Source organism: Arcobacter pernae, from assembly GCF_049472135.1.
Taxonomy (GTDB): domain Bacteria; phylum Campylobacterota; class Campylobacteria; order Campylobacterales; family Arcobacteraceae; genus Arcobacter_B.
In genome coordinates this window covers 25,156-48,524 of sequence record NZ_JBMOVV010000002.1, presented here as the reverse complement: position 1 = coordinate 48,524, position 23,369 = coordinate 25,156, and the positions used below count along the sequence as shown (strand labels likewise).

At 29.8% G+C, this 23,369-nt stretch carries 24 protein-coding genes; all 24 read right to left on the bottom strand.

From position 1 onward, the window contains the following. Nucleotides 1-29 precede the first annotated feature (29 nt). Complete coding sequence (locus ACH5BF_RS02760) at nucleotides 30-2,195, bottom strand: cache domain-containing protein (protein ID WP_423272507.1); 2,166 nt, start codon at nucleotides 2,193-2,195, stop codon at nucleotides 30-32. Further along, nucleotides 2,179-2,865, bottom strand: a complete 687-nt coding sequence (locus ACH5BF_RS02755) for a response regulator transcription factor (protein WP_423272506.1) — start codon at nucleotides 2,863-2,865, stop codon at nucleotides 2,179-2,181. The genes ACH5BF_RS02760 and ACH5BF_RS02755 overlap by 17 nt, the downstream gene beginning before the upstream one ends. Nucleotides 2,866-2,894: 29 nt before the next feature. Then, nucleotides 2,895-4,415, bottom strand: a complete 1,521-nt coding sequence (locus ACH5BF_RS02750; protein WP_423272505.1) for a tripartite tricarboxylate transporter permease — start codon at nucleotides 4,413-4,415, stop codon at nucleotides 2,895-2,897. Next, complete coding sequence (locus ACH5BF_RS02745) at nucleotides 4,412-4,897, bottom strand: tripartite tricarboxylate transporter TctB family protein (protein WP_423272504.1); 486 nt, start codon at nucleotides 4,895-4,897, stop codon at nucleotides 4,412-4,414. Before ACH5BF_RS02745 ends, ACH5BF_RS02750 begins: the two co-directional genes overlap by 4 nt. Before the next feature lie 42 nt (nucleotides 4,898-4,939). Beyond that, nucleotides 4,940-5,911: a tripartite tricarboxylate transporter substrate binding protein gene (locus ACH5BF_RS02740; RefSeq protein WP_423272503.1), complete on the bottom strand. Its 972-nt coding sequence runs from the start codon at nucleotides 5,909-5,911 to the stop codon at nucleotides 4,940-4,942. A gap of 240 nt (nucleotides 5,912-6,151) precedes the next feature. Beyond that, complete coding sequence (locus tag ACH5BF_RS02735) at nucleotides 6,152-7,108, bottom strand: thiamine pyrophosphate-dependent enzyme (protein WP_423272502.1); 957 nt, start codon at nucleotides 7,106-7,108, stop codon at nucleotides 6,152-6,154. Nucleotides 7,109-7,110: 2 nt separating this feature from the next. Continuing rightward, nucleotides 7,111-8,346, bottom strand: coding sequence for a 2-oxoacid:ferredoxin oxidoreductase subunit alpha (locus ACH5BF_RS02730; RefSeq protein ID WP_423272501.1), 1,236 nt, complete (start codon nucleotides 8,344-8,346; stop codon nucleotides 7,111-7,113). Further along, on the bottom strand, nucleotides 8,346-8,759 hold the full coding sequence (locus tag ACH5BF_RS02725) for a 4Fe-4S dicluster-binding protein (protein ID WP_423272500.1): 414 nt from the start codon (nucleotides 8,757-8,759) through the stop codon (nucleotides 8,346-8,348). Before ACH5BF_RS02725 ends, ACH5BF_RS02730 begins: the two co-directional genes overlap by 1 nt. A gap of 10 nt (nucleotides 8,760-8,769) precedes the next feature. After that, a complete protein-coding gene (locus ACH5BF_RS02720; protein WP_423272499.1) occupies nucleotides 8,770-9,333 on the bottom strand; it encodes a pyruvate flavodoxin oxidoreductase subunit gamma in 564 nt (187 codons plus the stop codon). 385 nt (nucleotides 9,334-9,718) lie between these two features. Beyond that, the gene (locus ACH5BF_RS02715; protein ID WP_423272497.1) at nucleotides 9,719-10,378 is read right to left on the bottom strand and encodes an HAD family hydrolase; all 660 of its coding nucleotides are present in this window, start codon (nucleotides 10,376-10,378) and stop codon (nucleotides 9,719-9,721) included. A gap of 6 nt (nucleotides 10,379-10,384) precedes the next feature. After that, a complete protein-coding gene (locus ACH5BF_RS02710) occupies nucleotides 10,385-11,821 on the bottom strand; it encodes a peptide-binding protein (RefSeq protein WP_423272496.1) in 1,437 nt (478 codons plus the stop codon). Between the two features lie 178 nt (nucleotides 11,822-11,999). After that, nucleotides 12,000-12,389, bottom strand: a complete 390-nt coding sequence (rpsI, locus tag ACH5BF_RS02705; protein WP_423272495.1) for a 30S ribosomal protein S9 — start codon at nucleotides 12,387-12,389, stop codon at nucleotides 12,000-12,002. Between the two features lie 5 nt (nucleotides 12,390-12,394). Next, a complete protein-coding gene (rplM, locus tag ACH5BF_RS02700; RefSeq protein ID WP_423272494.1) occupies nucleotides 12,395-12,814 on the bottom strand; it encodes a 50S ribosomal protein L13 in 420 nt (139 codons plus the stop codon). Nucleotides 12,815-12,890: 76 nt separating this feature from the next. Continuing rightward, complete coding sequence (locus ACH5BF_RS02695) at nucleotides 12,891-14,267, bottom strand: sensor histidine kinase (protein WP_423272492.1); 1,377 nt, start codon at nucleotides 14,265-14,267, stop codon at nucleotides 12,891-12,893. Then, nucleotides 14,261-14,935, bottom strand: coding sequence for a response regulator transcription factor (locus ACH5BF_RS02690; RefSeq protein ID WP_423272491.1), 675 nt, complete (start codon nucleotides 14,933-14,935; stop codon nucleotides 14,261-14,263). The genes ACH5BF_RS02695 and ACH5BF_RS02690 overlap by 7 nt, the downstream gene beginning before the upstream one ends. Nucleotides 14,936-14,966: 31 nt before the next feature. Next, nucleotides 14,967-15,341, bottom strand: a complete 375-nt coding sequence (locus tag ACH5BF_RS02685; protein ID WP_423272490.1) for a phosphate-starvation-inducible PsiE family protein — start codon at nucleotides 15,339-15,341, stop codon at nucleotides 14,967-14,969. Between the two features lie 16 nt (nucleotides 15,342-15,357). Further along, the gene (locus tag ACH5BF_RS02680) at nucleotides 15,358-16,026 is read right to left on the bottom strand and encodes a phosphate signaling complex PhoU family protein (RefSeq protein WP_423272489.1); all 669 of its coding nucleotides are present in this window, start codon (nucleotides 16,024-16,026) and stop codon (nucleotides 15,358-15,360) included. After that, complete coding sequence (pstB, locus tag ACH5BF_RS02675) at nucleotides 16,026-16,796, bottom strand: phosphate ABC transporter ATP-binding protein PstB (protein ID WP_423272488.1); 771 nt, start codon at nucleotides 16,794-16,796, stop codon at nucleotides 16,026-16,028. The genes ACH5BF_RS02680 and pstB overlap by 1 nt, the downstream gene beginning before the upstream one ends. An 11-nt stretch (nucleotides 16,797-16,807) precedes the next feature. Continuing rightward, nucleotides 16,808-17,998, bottom strand: coding sequence for a phosphate ABC transporter permease PstA (pstA, locus tag ACH5BF_RS02670; protein WP_423272486.1), 1,191 nt, complete (start codon nucleotides 17,996-17,998; stop codon nucleotides 16,808-16,810). Then, complete coding sequence (gene pstC, locus ACH5BF_RS02665; protein WP_423272485.1) at nucleotides 17,995-18,924, bottom strand: phosphate ABC transporter permease subunit PstC; 930 nt, start codon at nucleotides 18,922-18,924, stop codon at nucleotides 17,995-17,997. Before pstC ends, pstA begins: the two co-directional genes overlap by 4 nt. Before the next feature lie 68 nt (nucleotides 18,925-18,992). After that, nucleotides 18,993-20,726, bottom strand: coding sequence for an EAL domain-containing protein (locus ACH5BF_RS02660; RefSeq protein WP_423272484.1), 1,734 nt, complete (start codon nucleotides 20,724-20,726; stop codon nucleotides 18,993-18,995). A 147-nt stretch (nucleotides 20,727-20,873) separates the two neighbouring features. Then, nucleotides 20,874-21,929, bottom strand: a complete 1,056-nt coding sequence (locus ACH5BF_RS02655) for a PstS family phosphate ABC transporter substrate-binding protein (protein WP_423272482.1) — start codon at nucleotides 21,927-21,929, stop codon at nucleotides 20,874-20,876. A gap of 118 nt (nucleotides 21,930-22,047) precedes the next feature. Next, nucleotides 22,048-22,236 carry a DUF1653 domain-containing protein gene (locus tag ACH5BF_RS02650; RefSeq protein ID WP_423272481.1) on the bottom strand — a complete coding sequence of 63 codons (189 nt, stop codon included), beginning with the start codon at nucleotides 22,234-22,236 and terminating at the stop codon, nucleotides 22,048-22,050. A gap of 26 nt (nucleotides 22,237-22,262) precedes the next feature. After that, the gene (gene prfA, locus ACH5BF_RS02645) at nucleotides 22,263-23,330 is read right to left on the bottom strand and encodes a peptide chain release factor 1 (protein ID WP_423272480.1); all 1,068 of its coding nucleotides are present in this window, start codon (nucleotides 23,328-23,330) and stop codon (nucleotides 22,263-22,265) included. Nucleotides 23,331-23,369: the final 39 nt, after the last annotated feature.

The following is a 23,369-nucleotide window of genomic DNA, read 5'->3' as shown; positions in this document are numbered from 1 at the left end:
AATAAAATAAAATGTAAGAAAAATCAAATTTAAACTTCTATACTAAAAATAGCACCATTTTGTGAGTTTTTAACTTTGATAACTCCATTCATCTTCTCTTCTATGATAAGTTTAGTCATATAAAGCCCAATACCAGTTCCATAATCAAACTTAGTTGTAAAGTAAGGGTCAAATATCTTATCTATAATCTCTTTGTTTACTCCCCCTGCATTATCTTCGATACATAAAGTATTTTCATTTTCAAGATAGATTTTGATTAGTGGTTCTTTTATTTTTCTCTCTATTAAAATATCTTTTGCATTTGAGATTATATTTACGACAGCTTGAGCATACTCATTTTTATAGCCGTTTATTATAAGACTCTCATTTACTTGTATATCTATTTGTATATTGTGGTATTTTAAAGTTGAGTTTACAATATTTACAGCATTTGTAACAGCTTCATTTATACTAAACTCTTCTTTTATTGACTTTGGATTAAAGAAGTTTCTAAAATCGTCAATTGTTCTTGACATATATTCAAGTAAGTCATTTGCTTCATCAACTCGTTTTGTAAGATACTCTTTATCAAGCTCTTTAAAATCATAAGCAGATTCTATATCAAAGAAAAGTCCTGATATTTGAGATAAAGGCTGTCTCCATTGATGGGCAATATTTCCTATCATCTCTCCCATAGCAGCCATTTTTGAACGCTGTATTAAAAGGTTTTCTTGTTTTTCATTCTCTTTTTTTAGTTGGGTTCTCTCAGTTATATCTCTAAGAGAAGCAAAAAGAAGATTTTCACTATCATATGAATATATGATGATATTTAACTCTATTGTTTTTATTTCACCAGTTTTTGTTTTAAGTTCTACTGTTTTAAATAGTGAGTTGTTTTCTTCAAGAGCTTTTATCTCAAGGTTTATAAATAGTTCAAAAAACTCTTTATTTGCAAGTTCATCTTTTTCATATTTTGTAACTTCTAAAGCTGTATCATTAAAGCTTGATACTCTAGCATTATCTTCAGATAATTCTGAGATTATAAAAGCATCGTTAGTGTGGTTGAAAAGAAGTCTAAATCTTTGTTCATTTCTTATTACTTTTCTTTTGTATTTTTCAAAAAGCTTTTCTATTTTCTTTGTAAATAAAATTGAAAAGATAAAAAAGATTATTGTCATTATAGTTATGATGATAAAAAGTTTGATGATATTTTTATACATATTATCCAAAGATATAACTCTTTCTTTCTCAATAATATTATATATTTGTGATAAGTCAACTCCTACAGCAATAAAGTATCTAAGATTTGTAAGGAAAGTTCCATAAAGAACTTTTTGATTATTATCGTAGATGAGGTAGTCATTCCCTTTGTAGTTTGATCTTATCATTAGTTTTTCGATTGCTTCAAGCTCATCTTTTGAAGTTTGGATATTCTTTTCAATTAGAAGATGGCTTTGTGTTGTGATATTGTTTAAACTATTTAGCTTGTATATAAATAAAAACTCCTCTTCATTAAAGTTTTGAAGTACTATTTTTTTAAGTAGTTTCTCTTTTAGCTCTTCTTTTCTACTTTCTAAAAATGAAGCAGAACCTATTATAATACCAAGCTCTTTTATATGTCTTGAGTATGTGATTCTTTTGTTTGGTTTATACCAAAAATATTCCACATAGTTTTGTTTGTTTTGATTTGCTTCTATCATCTCATTTATGAATTTTACACCATTTATATCTTCAAAATCCAAGAAATTCACTCCTTCATCTCTTGGTTTTTCTGTATTTAAAAGTAAATATCCATTTGTATCATAAATAAAATAGTGAATGTCATTTTGTTTTTGGGCTATTTGCCTAACTGAATTTATGATTAGCTTTTTTTGTTCTTCTTTTGATAGATTTTTAGAGTTTTCATAAAGGGAATAAGCAAGATTATGTGCGATAATTGATTGGTTTTTTATTCTTTGTTTCTTACTATTTAAAATAGATAATCTTTCAAACTCAATATCATTTTTTAGGTTTTCTATGGCAGTCTTTATGTAAAACTTTTCCCTATCTATTATAGTGTCTTTGAAGTTTTTGATATGACTTTTAAAGTTGTCATATTCAGTCTTTATAAGGTTTGAACCTATAATAGTTGCAACAAGTAGTATGATTATAGTAGAACTAAGAAGCGTGATTTTCTTTATTCTTTTTTCTACATTTTCCTCATAGTTTCTTTTCAAGATTTAGTTTATACCCCATATTTGATATGTTTTTTACACAATTAAAAGGAATTTTTTTCCTTAAAAATCCAATACTTGTACGAAGTGAATTTAAACTCATAGGTTCATCTTCCCATACATACTGTTCAATCTCTTCATAGTTTACAACTCTATTTTTATTAGTAACTAGAAGCTTTAAAAATAAAAGCTCTTTTTTTGTCAAATCAAGCTCTTTTTCATCTACATAAAAAAGTGATGTTGTATTGTCAAAATAAAAGTTTTCATCAAGATATATCTTTTTCTCTTTTGTTTTCTCTAAGCCTTCTACAGCTTTTGTAAGTGCTGGAAGAAGATTTCTACTTGTAAGTGGTTTGATTATATATTTTTCTAAATTAAGTTCAATTGCTTCAAGTAAATAGTCTTTATCACTAAAGGCTGTTGAGATTATGATTTTTGTACTTTTATCAGATTGTCTTATTTTTTTTGCAAGTTCTATGCCGTTTAGTTTTGGCATATTTATATCTGTTAGAATTATATCAGGTTGGTGTTTTTTATAAAGCTCAAAGCCTTCTTCTCCATCACCTGCTTCATAAAGTTTATAAAACATACGATTTAAAAATCTTGAGTTTACTGTTCTTACACCTTCATCATCTTCGATATATAGTATTGTGTATTCTTTAAACTTTTCCATGATAAATCCATGTTAAGAAAAAGAAGCTATTAAGCCTCTTTTCTTTTTTCTTTCATTTTAGCGAAAAACTCACTAATTACTGGCATAAATAAAACAAGAACAGTAATTATTAAGATACTTAAAGTAATAGGTCTTTCCCATAAAAATGATAATGAACCATCACTAATAGTAAGTGCTCTTCTTAAATTGTCTTCCATCATTCCACCTAAGATAAATCCTAAAATCATTGGAGCCATAGGATAATCAATAAGTCTTAAGAACAATGCAACAACAGCAAAGATAGTCATCATGTAAATATCAAAGTTGTTAAATGTCACTAAATAAACCCCAATTAATGAGAAGAATATAATAAGTGGTAACAACAGCTGTCTTGGTAATGTTAATAACTTAGCGATATAAGGAATTAACGGTAAATTTAAAATTAAAAGAACAATATTTCCAATATACATTGAGATAATTACTGACCAAAATAGGGCAGGGTTATCAACATACATTGTAGGTCCTGGTTGAATTCCATACGAAATTAAAGCACCTAAAATAATAGCAGTTGTTCCACTTCCTGGAATACCAAGAGTTAAAAGTGGTACAAACGAACCTGAACATGCTGCATTATTTGCACTCTCAGGAGCTGCTAAACCTTTTACATTTCCTTTTCCAAATGTAAGTTTCTCTTTTGCTTTTGCAAAACTTCTCTCCATTCCATAAGCTAAAAATGAAGCAATTGTAGCACCTGCTCCTGGAAGAACACCTACAAAGAAACCAAGAACTGAAGATCTTCCAACTGTTGGAACCATCTCTTTTACTTCTTCTTTTGTAAGTTTAAGTGAACCAATGTCCTTCTTTAACTCTTCTTTTTCTTTATCAGAATGGTCTTTATTTTCAAGTACATTCATAAGTGCTTCAGATAAGGCAAATGCTGCCATAGCTAAAAGTAGAAATGAAATACCATCAATTAAATCTAATCTTCCAAAAGTAAATCTTGCAATTCCTGAGTCACTATCTGTTCCAACAGTTGCAAGCATTAGACCAAAAACAGTCATAATTGCTGCTTTTAAAAACTTTCCTTTTCCTGCAAAAGCAGCAACAGCAGTTAAACCTAATACCATTAAAGCAAAGTAATCAGATGACTGGAAACTTAAACTTACACTTGCAAGTGCTGGTGCTGCAAATAATAAGAAAATAGCAGCGATTGTTCCACCTGTAAATGAAGCATAAGCAGCAATTGCTAATGCTTTACCTGCTTGACCTTTTTTAGCCATTGGGTAACCATCAAATGAACTTGCAACCGTTCCTGCAACACCTGGGGCATTGATTAGAATTGATGAAGTTGAACCACCAAAAATAGCACCATAATAAACACCAGCAATTAAGATAAGTCCAGAAGCTGGATCCATACCGTAAGTGATTGGAATCATAAGTGCAATAGCTGAAATAGGACCTAATCCTGGAAGCATACCAATAAATGTACCAGCAAAACAACCAATTGCAACCATAAATATATTGTAACCTGAAAGGGCAGTACCAACCCCTTGTAATACACCATCCATCATGATTCACCTCCTGCTATGGCATCAAAAATCATTCCTGGGTCAATATATACACCTAATAGATTGTTTAGTATTAAATAAAACCCTACAGACACACCAACTGAAATTAAAAATATTCTCTTTAAATTTCTCTCTTTTAATATTAAAAAACCAAGTGCTAAGAAGATAATCGTAGCTATAATAAATCCTAAAGTTCTAATAGTAAACCCATAGAAAATCATCGCAACTATAAATAATGCAGTTGTTTTAAAATCTAAAGTTTTAAGATAAGATAGTGATAGTACATCTTCATCTTTTTTAACTATTGAAAAAATTAGAATAAGTATTGAGATAACAATTCCTGCAACTCCTATATAAAAAGGGAAAGTAGAAGCTGTCATTACTTCAAATTGTGAACCTGGCATCTTTTTTATGTTAAATACATTGTAGAAATAAAAACATGAAAAAACTAAAAAGAATATTGCTCCTATTGAATTTTTCGTCATAATAAATCCTTTCATATAAGCAGAGATTACTCTCTACTTATCTTATAGAAACCCCATTTCTTTCATTAAAGAAGAGATGATTTTTTCTTGTTTTTCTAAGAAAGTAGTAAACTCTTCTTTTGGTTGATAAAGGTTAGTCCATCCATTTCTTTTTCTCACATCTTCCCACTCTTTTGTGTCATACATTTTTTCTAAAGTAGCTGCAAATGCATCAACTTTTTCTTGTGGTAAGTTTGGTGCAGCAAAGAATCCTCTCCAGTTAGCAAAGTAAGCATCTACACCCATACCTTTAAAGCTTGGGATTCCATCGATATCTTCATTTGCAGTAATACCAATAATTCTTACTTCACCTTTTTTATGTTTTTCAAGAACCTCTCCAAGTCCAGTTGAAAGTACATCTACTTCACCAGTTAAAAGTCCTGCAAGAGCTTTTCCTCCTGCATCATAAGCAACATATCTTACAGAAATTGGATTTCCACCAGCTGCTTTAAATACTTGTGCAGCAACTAAGTGGTCCATAGAACCTCTTGAACTTCCACCTGCAATTTTTACTTTTCTTGGGTTTTTATCAAACTCAGCTTTTACATCTGCCCAAGTTTTGTATTTAGAATCAGTTTTAACAACTAATGCACCATAATCAGCAACAACAGAAGAAACTAAAGTTAAATCTCTAAATGATTGAGGGAAAACACCTTGTAATGATCTAATTACAATTGGAGTTGAATTTACCATTAAAGTATCTTGTTGTTTTGCTGCTGTCTCAATTAAGTAAGCGATGGCTTTACCACCTCCACCACCTGACATATTTTCAAATGATGTTTCTTTTACTAAATTTGAGTTTTTAAGTGCCTCTCCAACACCTCTAGCAGTTCCATCCCAACCACCACCAGCACCACCTGGAATTAAAAAGTGAACCTTGTCAACTGTAGAAGCAAGTGTAGCTGTAGCACTTCCTGCAACAAGCATTCCTGCGATAGTTAAACTTTTACAAAATTTCGTAGCTATATTTTTCATTTTCTATCCTTTTCGTTTTATATATTTTAAGTTTAGGTGAAAAAAATGTAAGAAAAATAAAATTGTAATAAAAAAATAGGGAATTTTAAAGATTTATTATATAAACCTCAAATCCAAAGAAGGAAGCGAAAAATGGATTTGTAGGTTTATATCGTTTATGTTAGTATTAAGTCAATATTGTAATAATATTTATATTATGCTGCCCTAGAAAAAAGGAGCCTTTCTAGAGCAAGCGAGAAATTACATTCTAATTTCTTCTCTTTTTTGTAAGAATGCCCATCTCTCATCAATTCTTTTTTGCCACTCTTCAATTAAGTATTCATTTTCAGGTTTGAATAAGTGTTTAAATCTTGGTTGTGCACCTAAATAATCTCTTACTGGAATTACATTTTTAGGTCTATAAGTGATGTTTAATTCTCTTCCATCAATGATTTCATATAATGGGAAAACTAATGAATCAACTGCTAAATCAGAAACTTCAATAGTTTGGTTTGGTGCGAATTTCCACTCAGTTGTACAAGCAGACATTGCATTGATAAATACAGGACCTTCTGTATCAAATCCTCTTTGGATTTTCTTAACCATATCTTTCCATTTATTTGGAGCAACTTGTGCAACATAAGGAGCACCGTGAGCTGCCATAATAGATACGATATCTTTCTTCTGTCTTTTCTCACCATAAGAGTGAGAACCAGCAGGAGCTGTTGTAGTAGAAGAACCAATAGGAGTTGAAGAAGATCTTTGCCCACCTGTATTAGCATATACTTCGTTATCTAAACAAACGTACATGAAGTCATGTCCTCTTTCAAAACATCCTGAAATCCATTGGAAACCAATATCATAAGTAGAACCATCTCCACCAAATGTTACAAACTTTGGTTGTGGCTCATCAGCAGAAATTCTACCTTTGTTTCTTAATGCTTTGTTCATAGTCTCAACACCTGCCATTGCAGTTGAAGAGTTTTCAAAACCGATATGAATCCATGAACAGTCCCATGAAGTATGAGGGTAAATTGCTGTACAAACTTCTAAACATCCAGTTGAAGCAGATACAACTAAGTTGTCATTAGTTGCATTTAAAACTTCTCTTACGATAATAGAGTGAGCACAACCAGGACATAGAAGGTGTGAACCTTCAAATCTCTCTGCTGCTGTTGAAAACGTTTTTAAGTTTTTAATTACTTTTTGTGTACTCATATTTATTTTCCTTCCACATTGTAGAAGCTTAATTCAGGACCTCTAACACCAATTAATCTTTGGATGTTACCTGATAATTTACCGTCTTTTGCTTCTTTATCTAATGTTCTAAAGATATCTTTTAATCCTGCAACAGTCATATCTCTACCACCTAATCCGTAGATTAAGTTAGATAATAATGGTCTTGCAGGTGTGTTGAATAATGCACCAGATATTTCATTGTATAATGCACCAACAGTTCCACCAGGAGCTGATCTATCCATACAAGCTACTGCTTTTACATTTTGTAATTTTGCAGCTACTTCTTCTAGTGGGAAAGGTCTAAATAATCTAGGTGCAACAACACCAGCTTTAATACCTTCTTCTCTTAATTGATCAATTGCAATCATTGCAGTTTCATATGTTGAACCTAAACATACGATTGCTACTTCTGCATCTTCCATACCATAAGATTCAACTAATTTGTATTCTCTTCCAGTTAATTCTTTGAATTCTGCAAAAATTTCTTCAACAACATCTTTTGATGCCATTAATGCAGCATGTTGTTTAGCTTTGTGCTCAAAGTGCCAATCTTGCTCAGTTTGTACACCATGTGTTACAGGTTTATCAAAGTCTAATAATGCATTAACTTTAGTATACTCACCTACGAATTTCGCAGCTACTTCATCTTTTAAAGGAGTCACATTTTGTGCCGTATGTGAAGTCATGAATCCATCTTGGTTAGAAATTACTGGTAACCTAACAGCTGGATGCTCAGAAATTTTAAATGACATTAAAGTCATATCGTAAGCTTGTTGTGGGTTAAATGCGTCAATTGATACCCATCCACAATCTCTTGTTAAATATAAATCAGAGTGGTCTCCATTTACGTTAAGAGGTGCAGCTAAAGCTCTATTTACAAGACATAATACAACTGGAATTCTCATACCTGATGCTTGGTATAAAGTTTCAATCATAAGTGCTAAACCTTGAGAAGATGTTGCAGTCGCAACTCTACCACCAGCAGCACCAGCACCGATACATCCTGACATTGCAGCATGCTCAGACTCAGTCATAATAACTTCACCATCAATGTATCCGTTCGCGTGGAACATTGCATAGTTTTCTACTGTTGCAGTTGAAGGAGTAATAGGATAAGCAGCAACTACATCAACGTCAGCTTGTCTTAAAGCTTGAGAGTTTGCCATGTTTCCATCCCAAACTTCTACCTCGTTTAATTCCATAATTCTACTATTCATTACTTTTCACCTCTTTTTTTCTTCTCTGGCCATTTAGCAAGTGCATCTTCAACTGTTTCATATTCGTTGAACATTAATAAAGATTTTGGATTTGTAGGACATACACTTACACATAAACCACATCCCTTACAGTGTTCGTAATCAACACCTTTCATCTCTTTATTTCTAGCGATGATTGAAGTATCCGGACAGAATACCCAACAGTTTTGACAGTCAATACATGTTTCAGAATTCCATACTGGCTTAATAACTCTCCAGTCACCTACTGACATGCTTTTTGAACTTGTTTCAGAATAGTTTCTTTCTTCTGGTTGAATATCAGCAATGTTGTAATCAACATCACCTTCGAATGTATATAAAGCAGCACCTGGTACTAGCTCATCCCATCCCATTTCATTAATTGGTTTACTCATATCTTATCCTTTAGTGAACTTCGTCGTAAGCTCTTTGGATTGCAATCATATTAGCATCAATAATATTTTGAGGTAATTTTTTTAATACCCCTTTCATTGCTTCTTTAAAGAACTCTAATTCATACATTCCGCTAACTTTCATAAATGCACCTAACATTGGTGTATTTGGAATAGCTCTACCAATTGTATCTCTTGCAATTTGTAGACAGTCTAAAATGTATACTCTATCTTCAATTCCTTGTAATTCAGGAACTGAATCAATTAACTCTTGTTTGCTAAGGTGTGTAGTAATAATATATTTTGTTGTATCTTTACCATTAGCAGTAATGTCATCAGTAAATGCTAATCCTGGATCTAAAATAAATACATAGTCAGGACTCATAAATTTTTCGTGATTTAAAATAACTTTATCATCAATTCTATTGTAGGCAGTCATAGACGCACCTCTTTTTGCTGAACCATAAAAGGCAAAAGCTTGTACTTCTTTTCCAGATTGTGCAACAATCGAACCAAGTCCTTTTGCTCCAGTAACAGCACCTTGACCTGCTCGGCTATGCCATCTAATTTCTAACATAGTGGCTCCTTAAATATTAAATTTGACTTAAAAAATTTAATTAGTCTTTTGTATTATACATACTTTTAACTTAGAATGTACTTTCATTAAGTTTGAATAAGGCTAATATGTAACTTATCTAAACACTTTTAAATTTTTTAAACACTAGTATTTTACTAATAATTAGAACTTAAAAATAATAAATTAAATGTTATTTTAAAAGTTATAAAATATTAAAGGTCTTATTTTATGGTCTTTTACAATAAGTTGGCAAATATTATTATTTCGTATCTAAATTATAGGAATTATATCTTAAATTTATGTAGAAATAGTGTATTAGTTTAAAAAATTAAGTTAAAAATAAGTTTGGTTTCTTTAAGAATTAGTAGTTTTTGAGCAAAAAAAATTAATTTTTTTGCTCTTTTATAAATTTTACAGCTTCAAAAGCATTAGATTGTATATAGTTTGTATATAAAGAGAGTTCTTCTTTCTTTCCATATCCACATAAAACACCAACACTTTTAATATTTGCTTCATTTGCTGCTATTAAATCAAGTTTTGTATCTCCAATCATCCAAACATCATGGCTATTTTTATCATAGTTCATCTGTTCCAATGTAATATTAATAGGCTCAGGATGTGGTTTTGGATTCTCAACATTTTCTCTTCCTGTTACTATTTCAAAATGATGATTGATATTTAAGTTCTCTAATAATGGAATAGTGTACATTCTTGTCTTTGTTGTTACAACTGAAACCCTTGCATAAGAAGCAGCATATTGTACCGCTTCAATAGCATTTTCTAAAAGATAAGTTTGTTCTTTTGAAATTTCTCTATATTTATTTTTATAAGAATCAACAAAATCCCATTTTTTATCATCTTGTACACCAAGGTTCACATACATTACATCTAATGGATAACCAATAAGATCTTTAATATCTTGTGTTGTTCCTTTAAAATCAAATTCTAATTCTTCAAATGAGTGATAAAAACATCCAATAATTGCATCTGTTGAATCTATTAATGTCCCATCTAAATCAAATAGTATGATAGTATCTTTATTCATTTATATTTATTCCTTTATCCAATCTTTTTGGTTATGTGTAATACCAATAAAAGCTGGTTCTACATTTTTAATATCTTTATTTACAACAGTAATCGAGTTTGGTATATATAAGAAAATATAAGGCAAATCATTGGCAATAATTTTAAATATTTTTCTATAGATTTTACCTAACTCTTCCCTATTTACAGTTATTGAGCCTTGCTCTATTAAACTGTCTACTTCTTTATTTTTATATCCTACAAGATTAAATCTTCCTATCTTTGTAGAATCACTATGCCAAAGAGGGTAAGCATCAGGCATTAAAGCTAAACTCCAACCAAGTAAAACTGCTTCAAAATTTCTTGGATGTACAACTGTATTTAAAAAAGCTTGCCACTCCATAACTCTAATCTTCATTTTTATACCAGCTTTTGCAAGTTGGTATTGAAGAATTTGAGCTGCATTTATCCTAATATCATTTCCAGTATTTGTAATTACTTCAAAAGTAAAGGGATTTTTTTTATTAAAACCAAGTGACTTTAAAATCTCAATTGATTTATTTATATTTGTAGTACTTTTAACTTCATTATTATATGCAAAACTACCTGGTAGAAAAGGTCCATTACAAACTTGTCCGTGTCCAAAGAAAAGAATATCTACTAACTCTTGTTTATCAATAGCTAAAGATATAGCTTCTCTTATTTTTTTGTTTTTAAACTTTTCATGATTTAAATTAAACCCTAAATATGAGTATGAAAAACTTTGACTCTCAATAATTTTGAAATTGTTTTTAAAGTCATCATTTATTTGTCTATCAACTTGAATAGGAGTAAGTCCTGCGATATCTAATTTTTTTTGTTTTAAGAACAGAAATGAAGTATTTGTATCAGGTAAAAATTTAAAAGAGATTTCATCAATTTTTGGTCTTCCTTCAAAATAATCATCATTTGCATATAGTTTTATATCAGAACCTGTTTTAAAGCTATCTATTTTATATGGACCAGTACCAATTGGCTTTTTATTAAAATTGCTAGTCATTAAATCTTTTTCATCTTTTAGTAAATGATATGGTAGAACTCCAACCATCCATGTTTCTAATGCTTTAAAATATGGTTTTTTATAAATAACTTCTATTGTGTATTTATCTAAAGCTTTTACACTATCAACAAGTTTAAAATTTGATTTAATTGAAGTGAAAACTTTTGGAGAGATAATCTGCTCATAAGTAAAGATTACATCTTTTGAAGTGAATTTTTCTTTATCATGCCAAAGAACATTTTCTCTTAGTTTTATAATTAGTTTTGTTGGTGTTTCAAATTTATATGATTTAGCTAAATCAACAGTAGGATTACCATCTTTGTCATATTTAAATAATCCATTAAAAAGCCATCCTGATACTTGAGAACTAGCACTATCATTTGATAAAATAGGGTTAAGTCTACTTGGACTTGAACTAATTGACATATTTAGTGTACTAGAATATACGAAGCTTATGAATATAAAACTTGTAATAATGGTTTTGAATAGTAAGTTAAATTTTTTCATACGATATTGTATTTAAATTGTGATAAAAAAAAAGGAAGCAATTTCTTGCTTCCTTTTGTATTTTGTAAAAACAAAGTATATAAAGATAAAATATCGATTATCTTTTTGAGAATTGACCGCTTTTTCTTGCTTTTCTTCTTCCGTATTTCTTTCTTTCTACTGCTCTTGCATCTCTTGTTAATAATCCGTAAGGCTTTAAGATAGTTCTGAATTGCTCATCATAAGCAACTAAAGCTCTTGAGATTCCGTGTCTAATAGCATCAGCTTGTGCAGAGTAACCACCACCTAAAGTTTTAACAACGATGTTTACAGAAGTTTCTTGTTTAGATACTTCTAATGGTTGCATAACTCTTTTTTTAGTTGCTTCGTGTCCACCTAACCATGCGTCTAAAGATTGACCGTTGATAGTAAGTTGACCGTTACCGTTCTCTAGCCATACTTTAGCTACAGCTGTTTTTCTTCTTCCTGTTGCGTAAACTTTTGCCATTAGTCTTATCCTTTAATTTGCGCAGTGTGAGGGTGTTCTGAACCTGCGTATACTTTTAATTTTTTTAACATTTCTTTACCAAGTTTTGTTTTTGGTAACATACCTCTTGTAGCTAATTTGTATAGCTTCTCTGGGTTGTTATTTAACATGTCAGACATTTTGTGAGTTTTAGTCGAACCAAAGTATCCTGAGTGAGTAAAGTAGTTTTTATCTTCTAATTTAGCACCTGTAAATTTTGCTTTAGATGCATTAATGATTACAACGTAATCTCCACAGTCAACGTGTGGTGTAAATAAAGGTTTGTTTTTACCTCTTAAGATAGTTGCAACTTCAGTAATGATTCTACCGAAAACCTTACCTTCTGCGTCTACTACTATCCAATCTCTTTCGATTTCGTTAGCTTTTGCCATTTGAGTAAATTTCATTTATTTTCTCCGCTTTTATTAATGAGGTGGAATAGTAGTGTAGTTATACTTAATTATAACTTAAATTAAGTAAAATTTAAAATTTTATTGAAAATTCAGAACCTTTATTGTGAATTGAGTCTATTTCTAGCTCAAAAGAGTGCAGATTTAAGATAGATTGAACAATAAATAAACCAAGTCCTAATGAGTTATTCCAACCATTTTTTGATACTCTGTAAAACTTTTGTTTAATCCTTTCTAAATCAATTTCTTCAATACCTATACCTCTATCAATGATTTTTATACTATGTTGTGTAATTTCAACAGTAACAACATCTTCTGAGTACTTTAAAGCATTTTCAATTAAATTTGAGATTGCCATACTAATAAGAGTTGAATCAACTTTTAACTCTACATCTTCACCTATTAGTTCAATTTCTCTGTTTTTATAATTATCTTTTAAATCAGAAATAATCTCTTCTATTAGAGATTTCATTGATGTGGGTATCAAAATAATCTCTTGTTTACCTTCTTCAAGTTTTAAAGTAAGTCTTAACTTATCAATAATATTTGACATTTTAAGAGAGTTTGAATGTATTTTTTTTAAAAACTTCTCTTTTATGCTTTCTGGCATTTCTTTATCATTTAAAATAGTTTCGGTATATCCAGAAATAATTGCAATAGGATTTTTAAACTCATGTGAAAGAGCAGAGATAATCTCATCTTTTTGTCTATTTGCAAGTTTTAACTTTGCATTTTGTTTAGCTTTTTGTTTCTCTTTTTTTCTTAATTTTATTGCAACTTTATTTAGTATTTTTGTAATCTTATGAAATTCTAGTGTAAAGTTTGATTCAAGTTCTGGTGTTGCCTTCTTTGAAGTTAATTGGGTTAAGAAATTCAGAATTGATTCTGTTTCATCTTTTATTTTTAAACTAATAAAATAAGAAGCTAAAAAAGCTACTACTATAAAAAACGTAATGAAAGCAAAAATTTGAATTGCTAATTTCATAAAGTTGTCTGTAATATTATCTGTATAATCAGACATTCTAATAAAATATATTTTTTTGTCTATTGTAATTTTTTTTGCAATATAAAGTAATTCTTTATGCATAGTTGTGGAGTATCTTATACTTTTACCTATACCAAAATCTTTTGCCTCAAGAATCTCTTCTCTATTTGCATGATTTTCAAGAAGAATTTTGTTTTTATCACTCTCTGCTATTACATTACCTCTTTCATCAACTATTGTAATTCTAAGTTCAATTTGAGAGTGTAGGTCTTTGATAATATTATCAACATCACTTAAATCATTTAATACAATTGATAAAGTATCAATATTTTGGATTAGGTTTTTTTCAATTTGGTCTAAATATATATTTTTTGACCAAAAGTAAGTAACAATACTTAAACTAATTAGTATGGCAACAAATATTAAAATAAAAGTTCGAAGAAAAAGTTGATGTATCTTTAGCAAAAAATGTAACCTTCCCCTCTAATTGATTTGATGTAGTTTTTTTCTCCATCTGGATCAATCTTAGCTTTTAGTCTTTTTACAGCAACATTAACTGTTTTCATTTTTTTATCTAATGAATCTTCCCATACTGAATTTAAAAGATGTTCTCTTGTCATTAGTATGTCTTTATTTTTCATAAACTCTAAAAGTAAATCATGCTCTAAATGAGTAAGTTCTAACTCTTGTTCATCAATAAAAAACTTTTTATTAGAAGCTTTATATACAATATCTCTGATTTTTAAAACATCTACATCTTTAGTAGATCTTTTTATTACAGCTTTGATTCTAGCAACCAATTCTTTTACATTAAAAGGTTTAGTAATATAATCATCAGCATGTGATTCAAAACCTTCAAGAATATCTTCATCTTTATCTTTTGCTGTTACATAAATTACAGGATTGTTGTAACCTTTTTTTCTTATATCATCAATAAATGTAGTTCCTTCACAACCAGGAAGGTTTCTATCCATTAAAATTAAATCTATTTTTTCTTCTTCAAAGATTTTCTCAAGATTTTTATCAACATTTAAAAAACCAATTGTTTCAAAACCTTCTTTTTGCAGTGTATACTCTAAAAGTTCTAGTATATCTTCTTCATCTTCTACTATTAAAATTACTTTATCTTCCATTGTGGGTATCTCTTTTTAAATTAGATAGGCTTTACTTATCGTTTTTATTTATTCCAGGAGAGAATTTTATTGCTAAAATTCTAAATATGAAGAATACAAAAATTACAGCAAGTAAAAAGCTTATGTCAAAATAGTCTTTGTTGACATTTGTAGATAGTATTATAACATCACGAATTAAAAAAATGATAAAAATATCAATAACAAATCTAAGTCGCAGTTTCTGTTTTTTTACAAAGTCAGAAATCATCTTAACTACTTCCATTACAACAATGAATTCAAGCATTAAGATTATAGCTTTGTAAAACTCTAAGCCAGTAGCAAATATAGCTACAAAAATAATTATCGCAGCAAGTACTTCAAAGTTTGAACGAAAGTACGCTTTAATTTTCAAAATTGCTTTTTTCATGAAATAAGAACAATCTTTAAGATTGCTCTATATCTCCTCCCTTTTCAGCAAAAAGAAGTAAATTACCAATAGACGCAGCTCTATCAGCAGTTTTTTCTAGTTTTCTTAAAGCACTTAAAACTTCAAAATACTCTTTTGATAATTCTAAGTTTTTAGAAATAAGTTTTAAGATGTTTTTTTCAATCATTGCATATAAATCATCTGTTTTACTCTCTTCTACAATAACTCTTTGATACTTCTCTTCAACATGATTAGAAGTTGATTCTTTTAACATACTCATAGATGTTTGAAGTGCAAGAATCGTAGCTTTTTGTAAAGGAATAGCATACTCTAAAATTGTTTTAGTATTTAAATCTTCTGTAAAAGATTTTCTAAAAATTTTAGCAAAAGCTTTTGCATTAGCACCAGCTCTTACTAATTCATTAGTTATTTTTAAATACGAAACTAACTCTCTTAAGTCTTTTGCCTCTGGTGAGTATAATGCTAAAGTTGTAACGATTAAGTTATCAATCTCATTTGATTTATTTGAAATCTTTTTAACTGATAAATCAATGTCTTTTAGTTTTGATAAATCATCATTTTTTAACGCAACAAGTGTTAATTCTAAAGCTTCTATAACACCATTACCAATATCTAAAATTTCATCTTGGATTTTAGATTTTTTCTCTTCATAAGTTTTTAACATTATCCAAACCTTCCTGTAATATAATCTTCTGTTTTTTTATTGTTAGGATTAACAAAAATAGTTTCTGTTTCATCATACTCAATAAGTTTCCCTAAGTGGAAGAATGCAGTATAATCAGCAACTCTTGCTGCTTGTTGCATATTATGTGTAACAGTAATAATTGTATAATCTTTTTTAAGCTCTAACATTAATGCTTCAATTTTTTCAGTTGAAATAGGGTCAAGAGCTGATGTTGGTTCATCCATTAAAATAACTTCAGGTTTAACAGCAATAGTTCTTGCAATACATAATCTTTGTTGTTGTCCACCAGATAAAGAAGTTCCTGGGTCATTTAATTTATCTTTTACTTCATCCCAAAGTCCAGATTTTCTAAGTGATGTTTCAACTAATTCATCACACTCTTTACCTTTTCTTACGATACCATGTTTTAATGGTGCATAAGCAACATTGTCATAAATAGATTTAGGGAATGGATTTGGTTGTTGAAATACCATACCAATTTTTTTTCTTACACTTACTTCATCAACGTCTTTGTCATAGATATTCTTTTTATCAATAACAACTTCACCATCAATTTTTACGATGTTAATTAGGTCATTCATTCTATTTAAACATCTTAAGAATGTAGATTTACCACATCCAGAAGGTCCAATTAATGCCGTGATTTTATTTTCATATAAATCAGCAGTAATATTATGTAAGGCATGGTTATCTCCATACCAAAGGTTTAACTCATCTACTTTAATTTTTACTTTGTTATCTTTTGACATTTTTTCCTCTTTTACCATTTAACTTCGAATTTTTTTCTTAAATAAATTGCTAATGCATTTAATGAAATAAGTACTGATAGTAGTACCATAATACCTGCTGCTGTTTTTTCTATATACATTTTCTCTGGCATACCTGCCCATGTAAATAACTGTGCTGGCATAACTGTTGCTGCTTCTGTAACCATACCTGGTGCATCTGGAATAAATGCAATCATACCAATAATAATTAAAGGAGCAGTTTCACCCATTGCTTGAGCTAAACCAATAATTGAACCTGTTAAAACACCTGGGAATGCAAGTGGTAAAACGTGGTCTCTTGTTACTTCAATTTTTGTTAATCCTAATCCATAACCAGCTTGTCTAATACTATCTGGAACTGCTCTTAATGCTGCTCTTGAACTTACGATAATAATTGGTAATGTCATAAGTGCAAGTGTTAAACCACCAACTAAAGGTGAACTTCTTGGCATTCCAAAAAGGTTAATAAAAATCGCAAGTCCAAGTAAACCAAATAAGATTGATGGAATTGCTGCTAGGTTATTGATATTTACTTCAATAAATCTAGTAAACTTATTATCTTCTGCAAACTCTTCTAAATAGATTGCTGTCATTACACCAATAGGGAAAGCAACAAGCATTGTAATTAATAGTGTTAAAACAGAACCAACCATAGCTGAGTATAAACCTGCATACTCAGGAGTTTTTGAATCTCCTCTTGTGAAGAAAATCGAGTTAAATTTAAGTTCAATTAATCCTTCAGCTTTCATATCATCAATTAAAGCTCTATCTTTTTTCTTTAATCTATAATGGTGACCTTTAATATATTGGTCAACTTGATCGTCTGCTAAAACCCATTGAGTCTTTTTTGTATTTAATAAGCTTGGGTCTTCTTTTATCATTAATGGAAGTTCTCTAATCCAAGCTCTAGAAATTACATTTCTATATTTTCTATCAACAGCTTTTCTATAATCTTTTACAGCTGCTTCACTATAGTTAACTTCAACTTTTAAGTAAGTAACATTAAAAGCTGGTACACCTTTTCCTATAATATCAAATAAGAAGAATGCTAAAAATGCTATTGAGAAGATTAATGAAGTTAATGTAAACTTTTTAAATCTTCCTGCACTTGCATGTCTACTTTTTAATGTTGGGTCGTAAAAAGGATTGTTTTCTTGTTTTTTCTTATCTTTTTTTCTAATCATAATGTGTTCACTTTATACTTTTCTTTGAATTTTCTAATTAATGACAATGAAATCATGTTTAAAATTAATGTAACAACAAATAACATTAAACCTAAAGCAAATGCTGATAGTGTTTCTGGTGAATTAAACTCAAAGTCACCAACTAATGAATTTACAATAGTAACTGTTACAGTTGTCATATCTTCTAATGGATTCCATGATAAGTTTGGTCTTAAACCAGCAGCCATAACAACAATCATTGTTTCACCTAAGGCTTTAGATAAACCAAGAAGTGAAGCTGAGATAATACCTGGCATTGCAGATGGAAGAACAATATTTTTAATAACTTCTCCATGAGTCATCCCTAAACCATAAGCAGCTTTTCTTTGAGAATCAGGAACTGATCTAATTACATCATCAGATAGTGATGAGATAACAGGAATAATCATAATACCCATTACAATTCCTGAAGCTAATGCTGAGTTAAATGTAGCTTCTAATCCAACACTATTTGCAGCTTTTACAATAAAAGGAGCAACAGTAATTGCAGCAAAGAAACCATAAACAACTGTAGGAATACCAGCTAAAACTTCTAAAATTGGTTTTAAATAATCTCTTAATCTAGGACTTGCATATTCACTCATATAAACAGCACTACCTAATCCAATAGGAATTGCTACTAATAAAGCAATAATTGTAATTACAAATGTTCCTGCGAAAATTGGTACTGCACCAAATTTACTTCCTACTACACCTGGAGACCATTCACTACCTGTAATAAAGTACCAGAAACTTCTCATTTGGAAAAACTCTATTGCTTCAAAAAGAATTGAAAATAGAATACCAAATGTTGTTAAAATTGCGATAACTGAAGCAGTAACTAAAGCTAATTTAATTAACCGTTCTATCAGTTCTCTCTTCTTGTTCTTAGATTCAAAAGTGCTCAAACAACTGCCTTTTTGTATAAAATTTAATCAGATTATATTTAAATATGGTTACACAATGGTTACAAGGTTTAAATAGAGGCGCAAAGGGGGAATTGGTACTTTTTAGAGTGTTTTTTTAGGATACTAATTGTGTGGTCAAAGTTTTCAATTTTAGCTTTATTTGAGACTTCAATTATTGCGCATGAAGTTGATAGAAGGTTAAATTTTCTTTTTTGTTCAAACCTATCTTTTGTAATAATATAGCCATTTTTTTTGTCAGTGTTATTATATAGATTTTTGACACTATCTTTAAATTCAGTTAGTACATTGTTTGTAAGCTCAAATAGTTCTTCAAAGTTTTTATTTTTAGCACCAACAAAGAAATCATCTCCACCAATATGAGCAATAAAAAAGTCATTTGTATACTTCTTTTGAAGAAGTTCTGAAAAAATCAGTATAGCCCTATCACCTTGTCTAAAACCGTAGTAGTCATTAAAAGGTTTAAAGTCATTAAAGTCAAAATATAGCATATGCCATATTGCTGAATCTTTATTTTGTGAAGCATCATATATAAAGTTTTCTATTTGTTGATTTCCAGGAAGTTTTGTCAAAGGATTTTGGTTTGATGCAATTTCAATATTTCTTTGATGGGATAATTCTAATAAGGAATTTAGCCCAATAAATCCTTTATATTTATTTGCACTAGTGATAAATATTCCCATTGAATTTTTTGCATTATGGTTAAATCTATCAAGAGTTTTATCAATACCCCAAGATGATTCAACTGATATTACTTTTTTAATATATTTTTTTAATGTAGAAGAAATATTTTTATTTTTTGCTAGAGATAAACCATATTGTGAATATGAAATCTTTTTTATATCAACTTCATAAATTACACCAAGTAAGTTCTTGTGGTCATCAATAATAGGTACAAATACATCATGAGTTCTATCTTTAAAATAAACAAATAAATCATGTAATGAACTATTTATATTTAAAGGTTCGATTTTTTGAATATACTTTTTATCAATAATATGTAAATCATCACTTCTTTTATCATTATGAATTAAATCTAGTATTTTTTGATAGACAGGTTTAATCTCTTTTGTATTGACAGTTGGTTTTTGTATCAAATAGCCTTGAATAAAATCAACACCCATATCTTTACATGTAAGAAACTCATTTTTAGTTTCAACACCCTCTGCTATAACTTTCATACCCATGACATGAGCCATTTCTACAATAGAACTACAAAATAGTTTCTTTTTTGAATCTGTATCTATATTTGTTACAAAAAATCTATCTAATTTTATGATATCAGCTTCTGAAAAATATAAAAGTTTAAGACCTGATACTCCAATACCAAAATCATCAATGGCTAGTTGATAACCACTTTGTTTATATGTTTGAAGCATGCTTGATAAAGCACCTTGTTCAATAGTGGTACCTTTTTCACTTAGTTCAAAACAGATTGTGCTTTTTGTTAGATTGTATTTTTCAAGTATTTTTGAAGTATTACCCGATCTATATGATTTATTATATATGATTCTGTTATCTAAGTTGTAAAACAGTCTTATATTTTCTACTTCAATTGTTGAAAACTTTTTTATTGCTTTTTCTCTTAACATTAAATCTATTTCATAGATAATGTCTTCTTGAAAAGCTAAATCAAATAGTTCTTGAATAGAGTTTATATATTCTGTGTCATTTACATTTCTAAGTAGTGCTTCAACTGCAAAAAGTTTACCTGTATGAGCATGTACAATTGGCTGGAAGGCATAGTCAAGCCTTCTTAAAATAGTATTCCATTTTTTTGTCATTTATTAATCCAAAGAGAGCTATAACCTTACTTATAGGCTTTTATCTCTTCGTTCGCGTGAAACAGATAAAAGCCTATGAGTAAGGTTATAAAGAGGAGGGGAAGCTATCTCCTCTTTATAGAAAGGTGGGAAAGTTTGTCTAATTAATTAGTGTTTTTTCTTTAAGTCGTCTAAAGTTAATTTAGCTCTTTTTGCAACAGATGCTCTAATTGCATTTCTAGTTGCATCTGGTAAAGCGATTAATCCGATTTCACCTAAGATTCCATCTTTACCAATCATTTTTTCACTCATGAATAAATCAACATATTTGTTCATTGCAGGAACTTCTTTAGAGTGAGAGTTTTTCACATAGAAGAATAATGATCTAGATACTGGGTAATCTCCTGAAGAGATTGTATCTGGAGTTGGAGCAACATTGTTGATTGTAGCACCTTGAATCATATCATCATTTTCAACTAAGAAAGAGAATCCAAATACACCAAATGCATTTTTATTCTTGTTTAATTTTTGAACGATTAAGTTATCATTTTCACCAGACTCAACGTAAGCACCATCAGTTCTTACAACAGAGTATTTTTTGTATTTTTTGTTTGCTTTTTTATCAGCTTTGTAAAGGTCAGTATATACAGACATTTTTTTGAATATTGATTGCATTACTAACTCTTCAAATGCATCTCTTGTTCCAGATGATTTTGGTGGTCCATAAACAATAATTTCTCTGTTTGGTAAAGAAGCGTCAATATCAGACCATTTTTTGTATGGGTTTGCAATTAAAGATTTACCATCTTTTGAAGGTACTTCTTTAGCAACTGCTAATGCTAAGTGCTCTTTAGAAATGTTAAATGGAGCATTTGCTTTTGATTGTGCGAATGCAATACCATCATAACCGATAACTGCCTCAGTAATATCAGTTACACCATTTTCTTGACACATAGTAAACTCTTTTGCTTTCATTCTTCTTGAAGCATTTGTAATATCTGGAGTGTTTAATCCATTACCAGCACAAAATAGTTTCATACCACCACCTGAACCAGTTGACTCTACTACTGGAGTTGGGTATTTTGTTGTAGCACCTAATTCTTCAGCAACAGATGAAGCGAATGGATATACTGTTGATGAACCTACGATTTTGATTTGATCTCTAGCACTTAAACTAGTAACTAATAATGCACTTGCCCCTAAAGCTAAAAGTGTTTTTTTCATATTTTAATTCTCCGTTAAAAAATTTATGGTGAAAGTATAATATTTGTAGGTTACATTTTGGTTACTATTTAAAAATAGTGATTATACTAATAAAAATATGGATGGTTTAAATATAGAGTTATTTTACTAAAGTGAATTTATCTTTGAATTCAGCTAAAGTTCTAACAAATAGTTCATCACAATCAGTTGGCTTGTAGATTACTGCTTCAACCCAAAGGTCATTCTCTTGAATTTTACAGAAGTTCAAAACTTCATATGTGTGATTATTTTTGTAGTGTTTATAAATTTTGTTTTTTGAAATAGTCATTTATTTAAAAGAAAAAAGCAAATGGATTATAATCCATTTGCTTCTATAAGTTTTGCCTGATGATCAGCAATAAGAGGATCAATTACTTCATCAAACAATCCATCATTCATTATTGCATCCAGTCTATATAATGTAAGATTAATTCTATGGTCGCTAATTCTTCCTTGTGGATAATTATAAGTTCTAATTCTTCCACTTCTATCTCCAGTACCAACTTGTTCTTTTCTGTTAGCACCTTCAGCTTCCATTTTCTCTTGCATTTGCATTTCGTAAAGTCTAGCTTTTAAAACTTTCATAGCTTTATCTTTATTTTTATGCTGAGACTTTTGATCTTGGTTTGTTACAACGATACCAGTTGGAATATGTGTGATTCTTACAGCCGAGTCTGTAGTATTTACAGATTGACCACCATTTCCACTTGCTCTCATTACATCAATTTTCAAATCATTTGGATCAATTTGAATATCAACATCATCAACTTCAGGCATTACAGCTACTGTAATAGCAGATGTATGGACACGGCCTTGAGATTCTGTTGCAGGTACTCTTTGAACTCTGTGTGTACCACCCTCAAATTTAAGTTTTGAATATACGTGGTCACCCTTAACTAAAATTACAATCTCTTTATAACCACCTGATTCACTCTCAGAAGAGTTCATGATCTCGACTTTCCAATTGTTACCTTCTGCATATCTTAAGTAAGCTCTAAATAAATCACCAACAAAAATAGCAGCTTCATCACCACCAGTACCAGCTCTTAACTCTAAATAGATATTTTTATCATCATTAGGGTCTTTTGGAATCATTAAGAATTTAATTTCTTCCTCAAGTACAGGTTTTTTTGATTCAAGTTCTTTAAGTTCTTCTTTTGCAAGTTCACCTAATTCATCATCATCTAAAAGCATTTTATTCTCATCAATATCTTCTAAAACTTGAATATATTCTTGAGCTTTTTTAACTATTGGTTCGATGTTAGACTGTTCTTTTGAAAGTTCAGTCATTTTTTTAATATCACTAGTAATATCAGGAGAGATTAAAAGTTCATTAATCTCATTATACCTATTAATAAAGGGTTGTAATTTTTCTTGAGTCATATTTACCTATATTCTTAACTATAAACTATAATAAATAGA

Excerpts from the sequence above, each read along its gene's own strand:
- ACH5BF_RS02740 (WP_423272503.1), bottom strand. The coding sequence starts at position 5,911 with ATGAAAAATATAGCTACGAAATTTTGTAAAAGTTTAACTATCGCAGGA.
- ACH5BF_RS02710 (WP_423272496.1), bottom strand. The coding sequence starts at position 11,821 with ATGTCAATTAGTTCAAGTCCAAGTAGACTTAACCCTATTTTATCAAAT.
- prfA (WP_423272480.1), bottom strand. The coding sequence starts at position 23,330 with ATGACTCAAGAAAAATTACAACCCTTTATTAATAGGTATAATGAGATT.
- ACH5BF_RS02690 (WP_423272491.1), bottom strand. The coding sequence starts at position 14,935 with ATGGAAGATAAAGTAATTTTAATAGTAGAAGATGAAGAAGATATACTA.
- pstB (WP_423272488.1), bottom strand. The coding sequence starts at position 16,796 with ATGTCAAAAGATAACAAAGTAAAAATTAAAGTAGATGAGTTAAACCTT.
- ACH5BF_RS02750 (WP_423272505.1), bottom strand. The coding sequence starts at position 4,415 with ATGATGGATGGTGTATTACAAGGGGTTGGTACTGCCCTTTCAGGTTAC.
- ACH5BF_RS02655 (WP_423272482.1), bottom strand. The coding sequence starts at position 21,929 with ATGAAAAAAACACTTTTAGCTTTAGGGGCAAGTGCATTATTAGTTACT.
- ACH5BF_RS02725 (WP_423272500.1), bottom strand. The coding sequence starts at position 8,759 with ATGAGTAAACCAATTAATGAAATGGGATGGGATGAGCTAGTACCAGGT.
- ACH5BF_RS02735 (WP_423272502.1), bottom strand. The coding sequence starts at position 7,108 with ATGAGTACACAAAAAGTAATTAAAAACTTAAAAACGTTTTCAACAGCA.
- ACH5BF_RS02715 (WP_423272497.1), bottom strand. The coding sequence starts at position 10,378 with ATGAATAAAGATACTATCATACTATTTGATTTAGATGGGACATTAATA.
- ACH5BF_RS02660 (WP_423272484.1), bottom strand. The coding sequence starts at position 20,726 with ATGACAAAAAAATGGAATACTATTTTAAGAAGGCTTGACTATGCCTTC.
- pstA (WP_423272486.1), bottom strand. The coding sequence starts at position 17,998 with ATGATTAGAAAAAAAGATAAGAAAAAACAAGAAAACAATCCTTTTTAC.
- rplM (WP_423272494.1), bottom strand. The coding sequence starts at position 12,814 with ATGAAATTTACTCAAATGGCAAAAGCTAACGAAATCGAAAGAGATTGG.
- ACH5BF_RS02720 (WP_423272499.1), bottom strand. The coding sequence starts at position 9,333 with ATGTTAGAAATTAGATGGCATAGCCGAGCAGGTCAAGGTGCTGTTACT.
- ACH5BF_RS02730 (WP_423272501.1), bottom strand. The coding sequence starts at position 8,346 with ATGAATAGTAGAATTATGGAATTAAACGAGGTAGAAGTTTGGGATGGA.
- ACH5BF_RS02745 (WP_423272504.1), bottom strand. The coding sequence starts at position 4,897 with ATGACGAAAAATTCAATAGGAGCAATATTCTTTTTAGTTTTTTCATGT.
- ACH5BF_RS02755 (WP_423272506.1), bottom strand. The coding sequence starts at position 2,865 with ATGGAAAAGTTTAAAGAATACACAATACTATATATCGAAGATGATGAA.
- ACH5BF_RS02680 (WP_423272489.1), bottom strand. The coding sequence starts at position 16,026 with ATGTTAAAAACTTATGAAGAGAAAAAATCTAAAATCCAAGATGAAATT.
- rpsI (WP_423272495.1), bottom strand. The coding sequence starts at position 12,389 with ATGGCAAAAGTTTACGCAACAGGAAGAAGAAAAACAGCTGTAGCTAAA.
- ACH5BF_RS02650 (WP_423272481.1), bottom strand. The coding sequence starts at position 22,236 with ATGACTATTTCAAAAAACAAAATTTATAAACACTACAAAAATAATCAC.
- ACH5BF_RS02685 (WP_423272490.1), bottom strand. The coding sequence starts at position 15,341 with ATGAAAAAAGCAATTTTGAAAATTAAAGCGTACTTTCGTTCAAACTTT.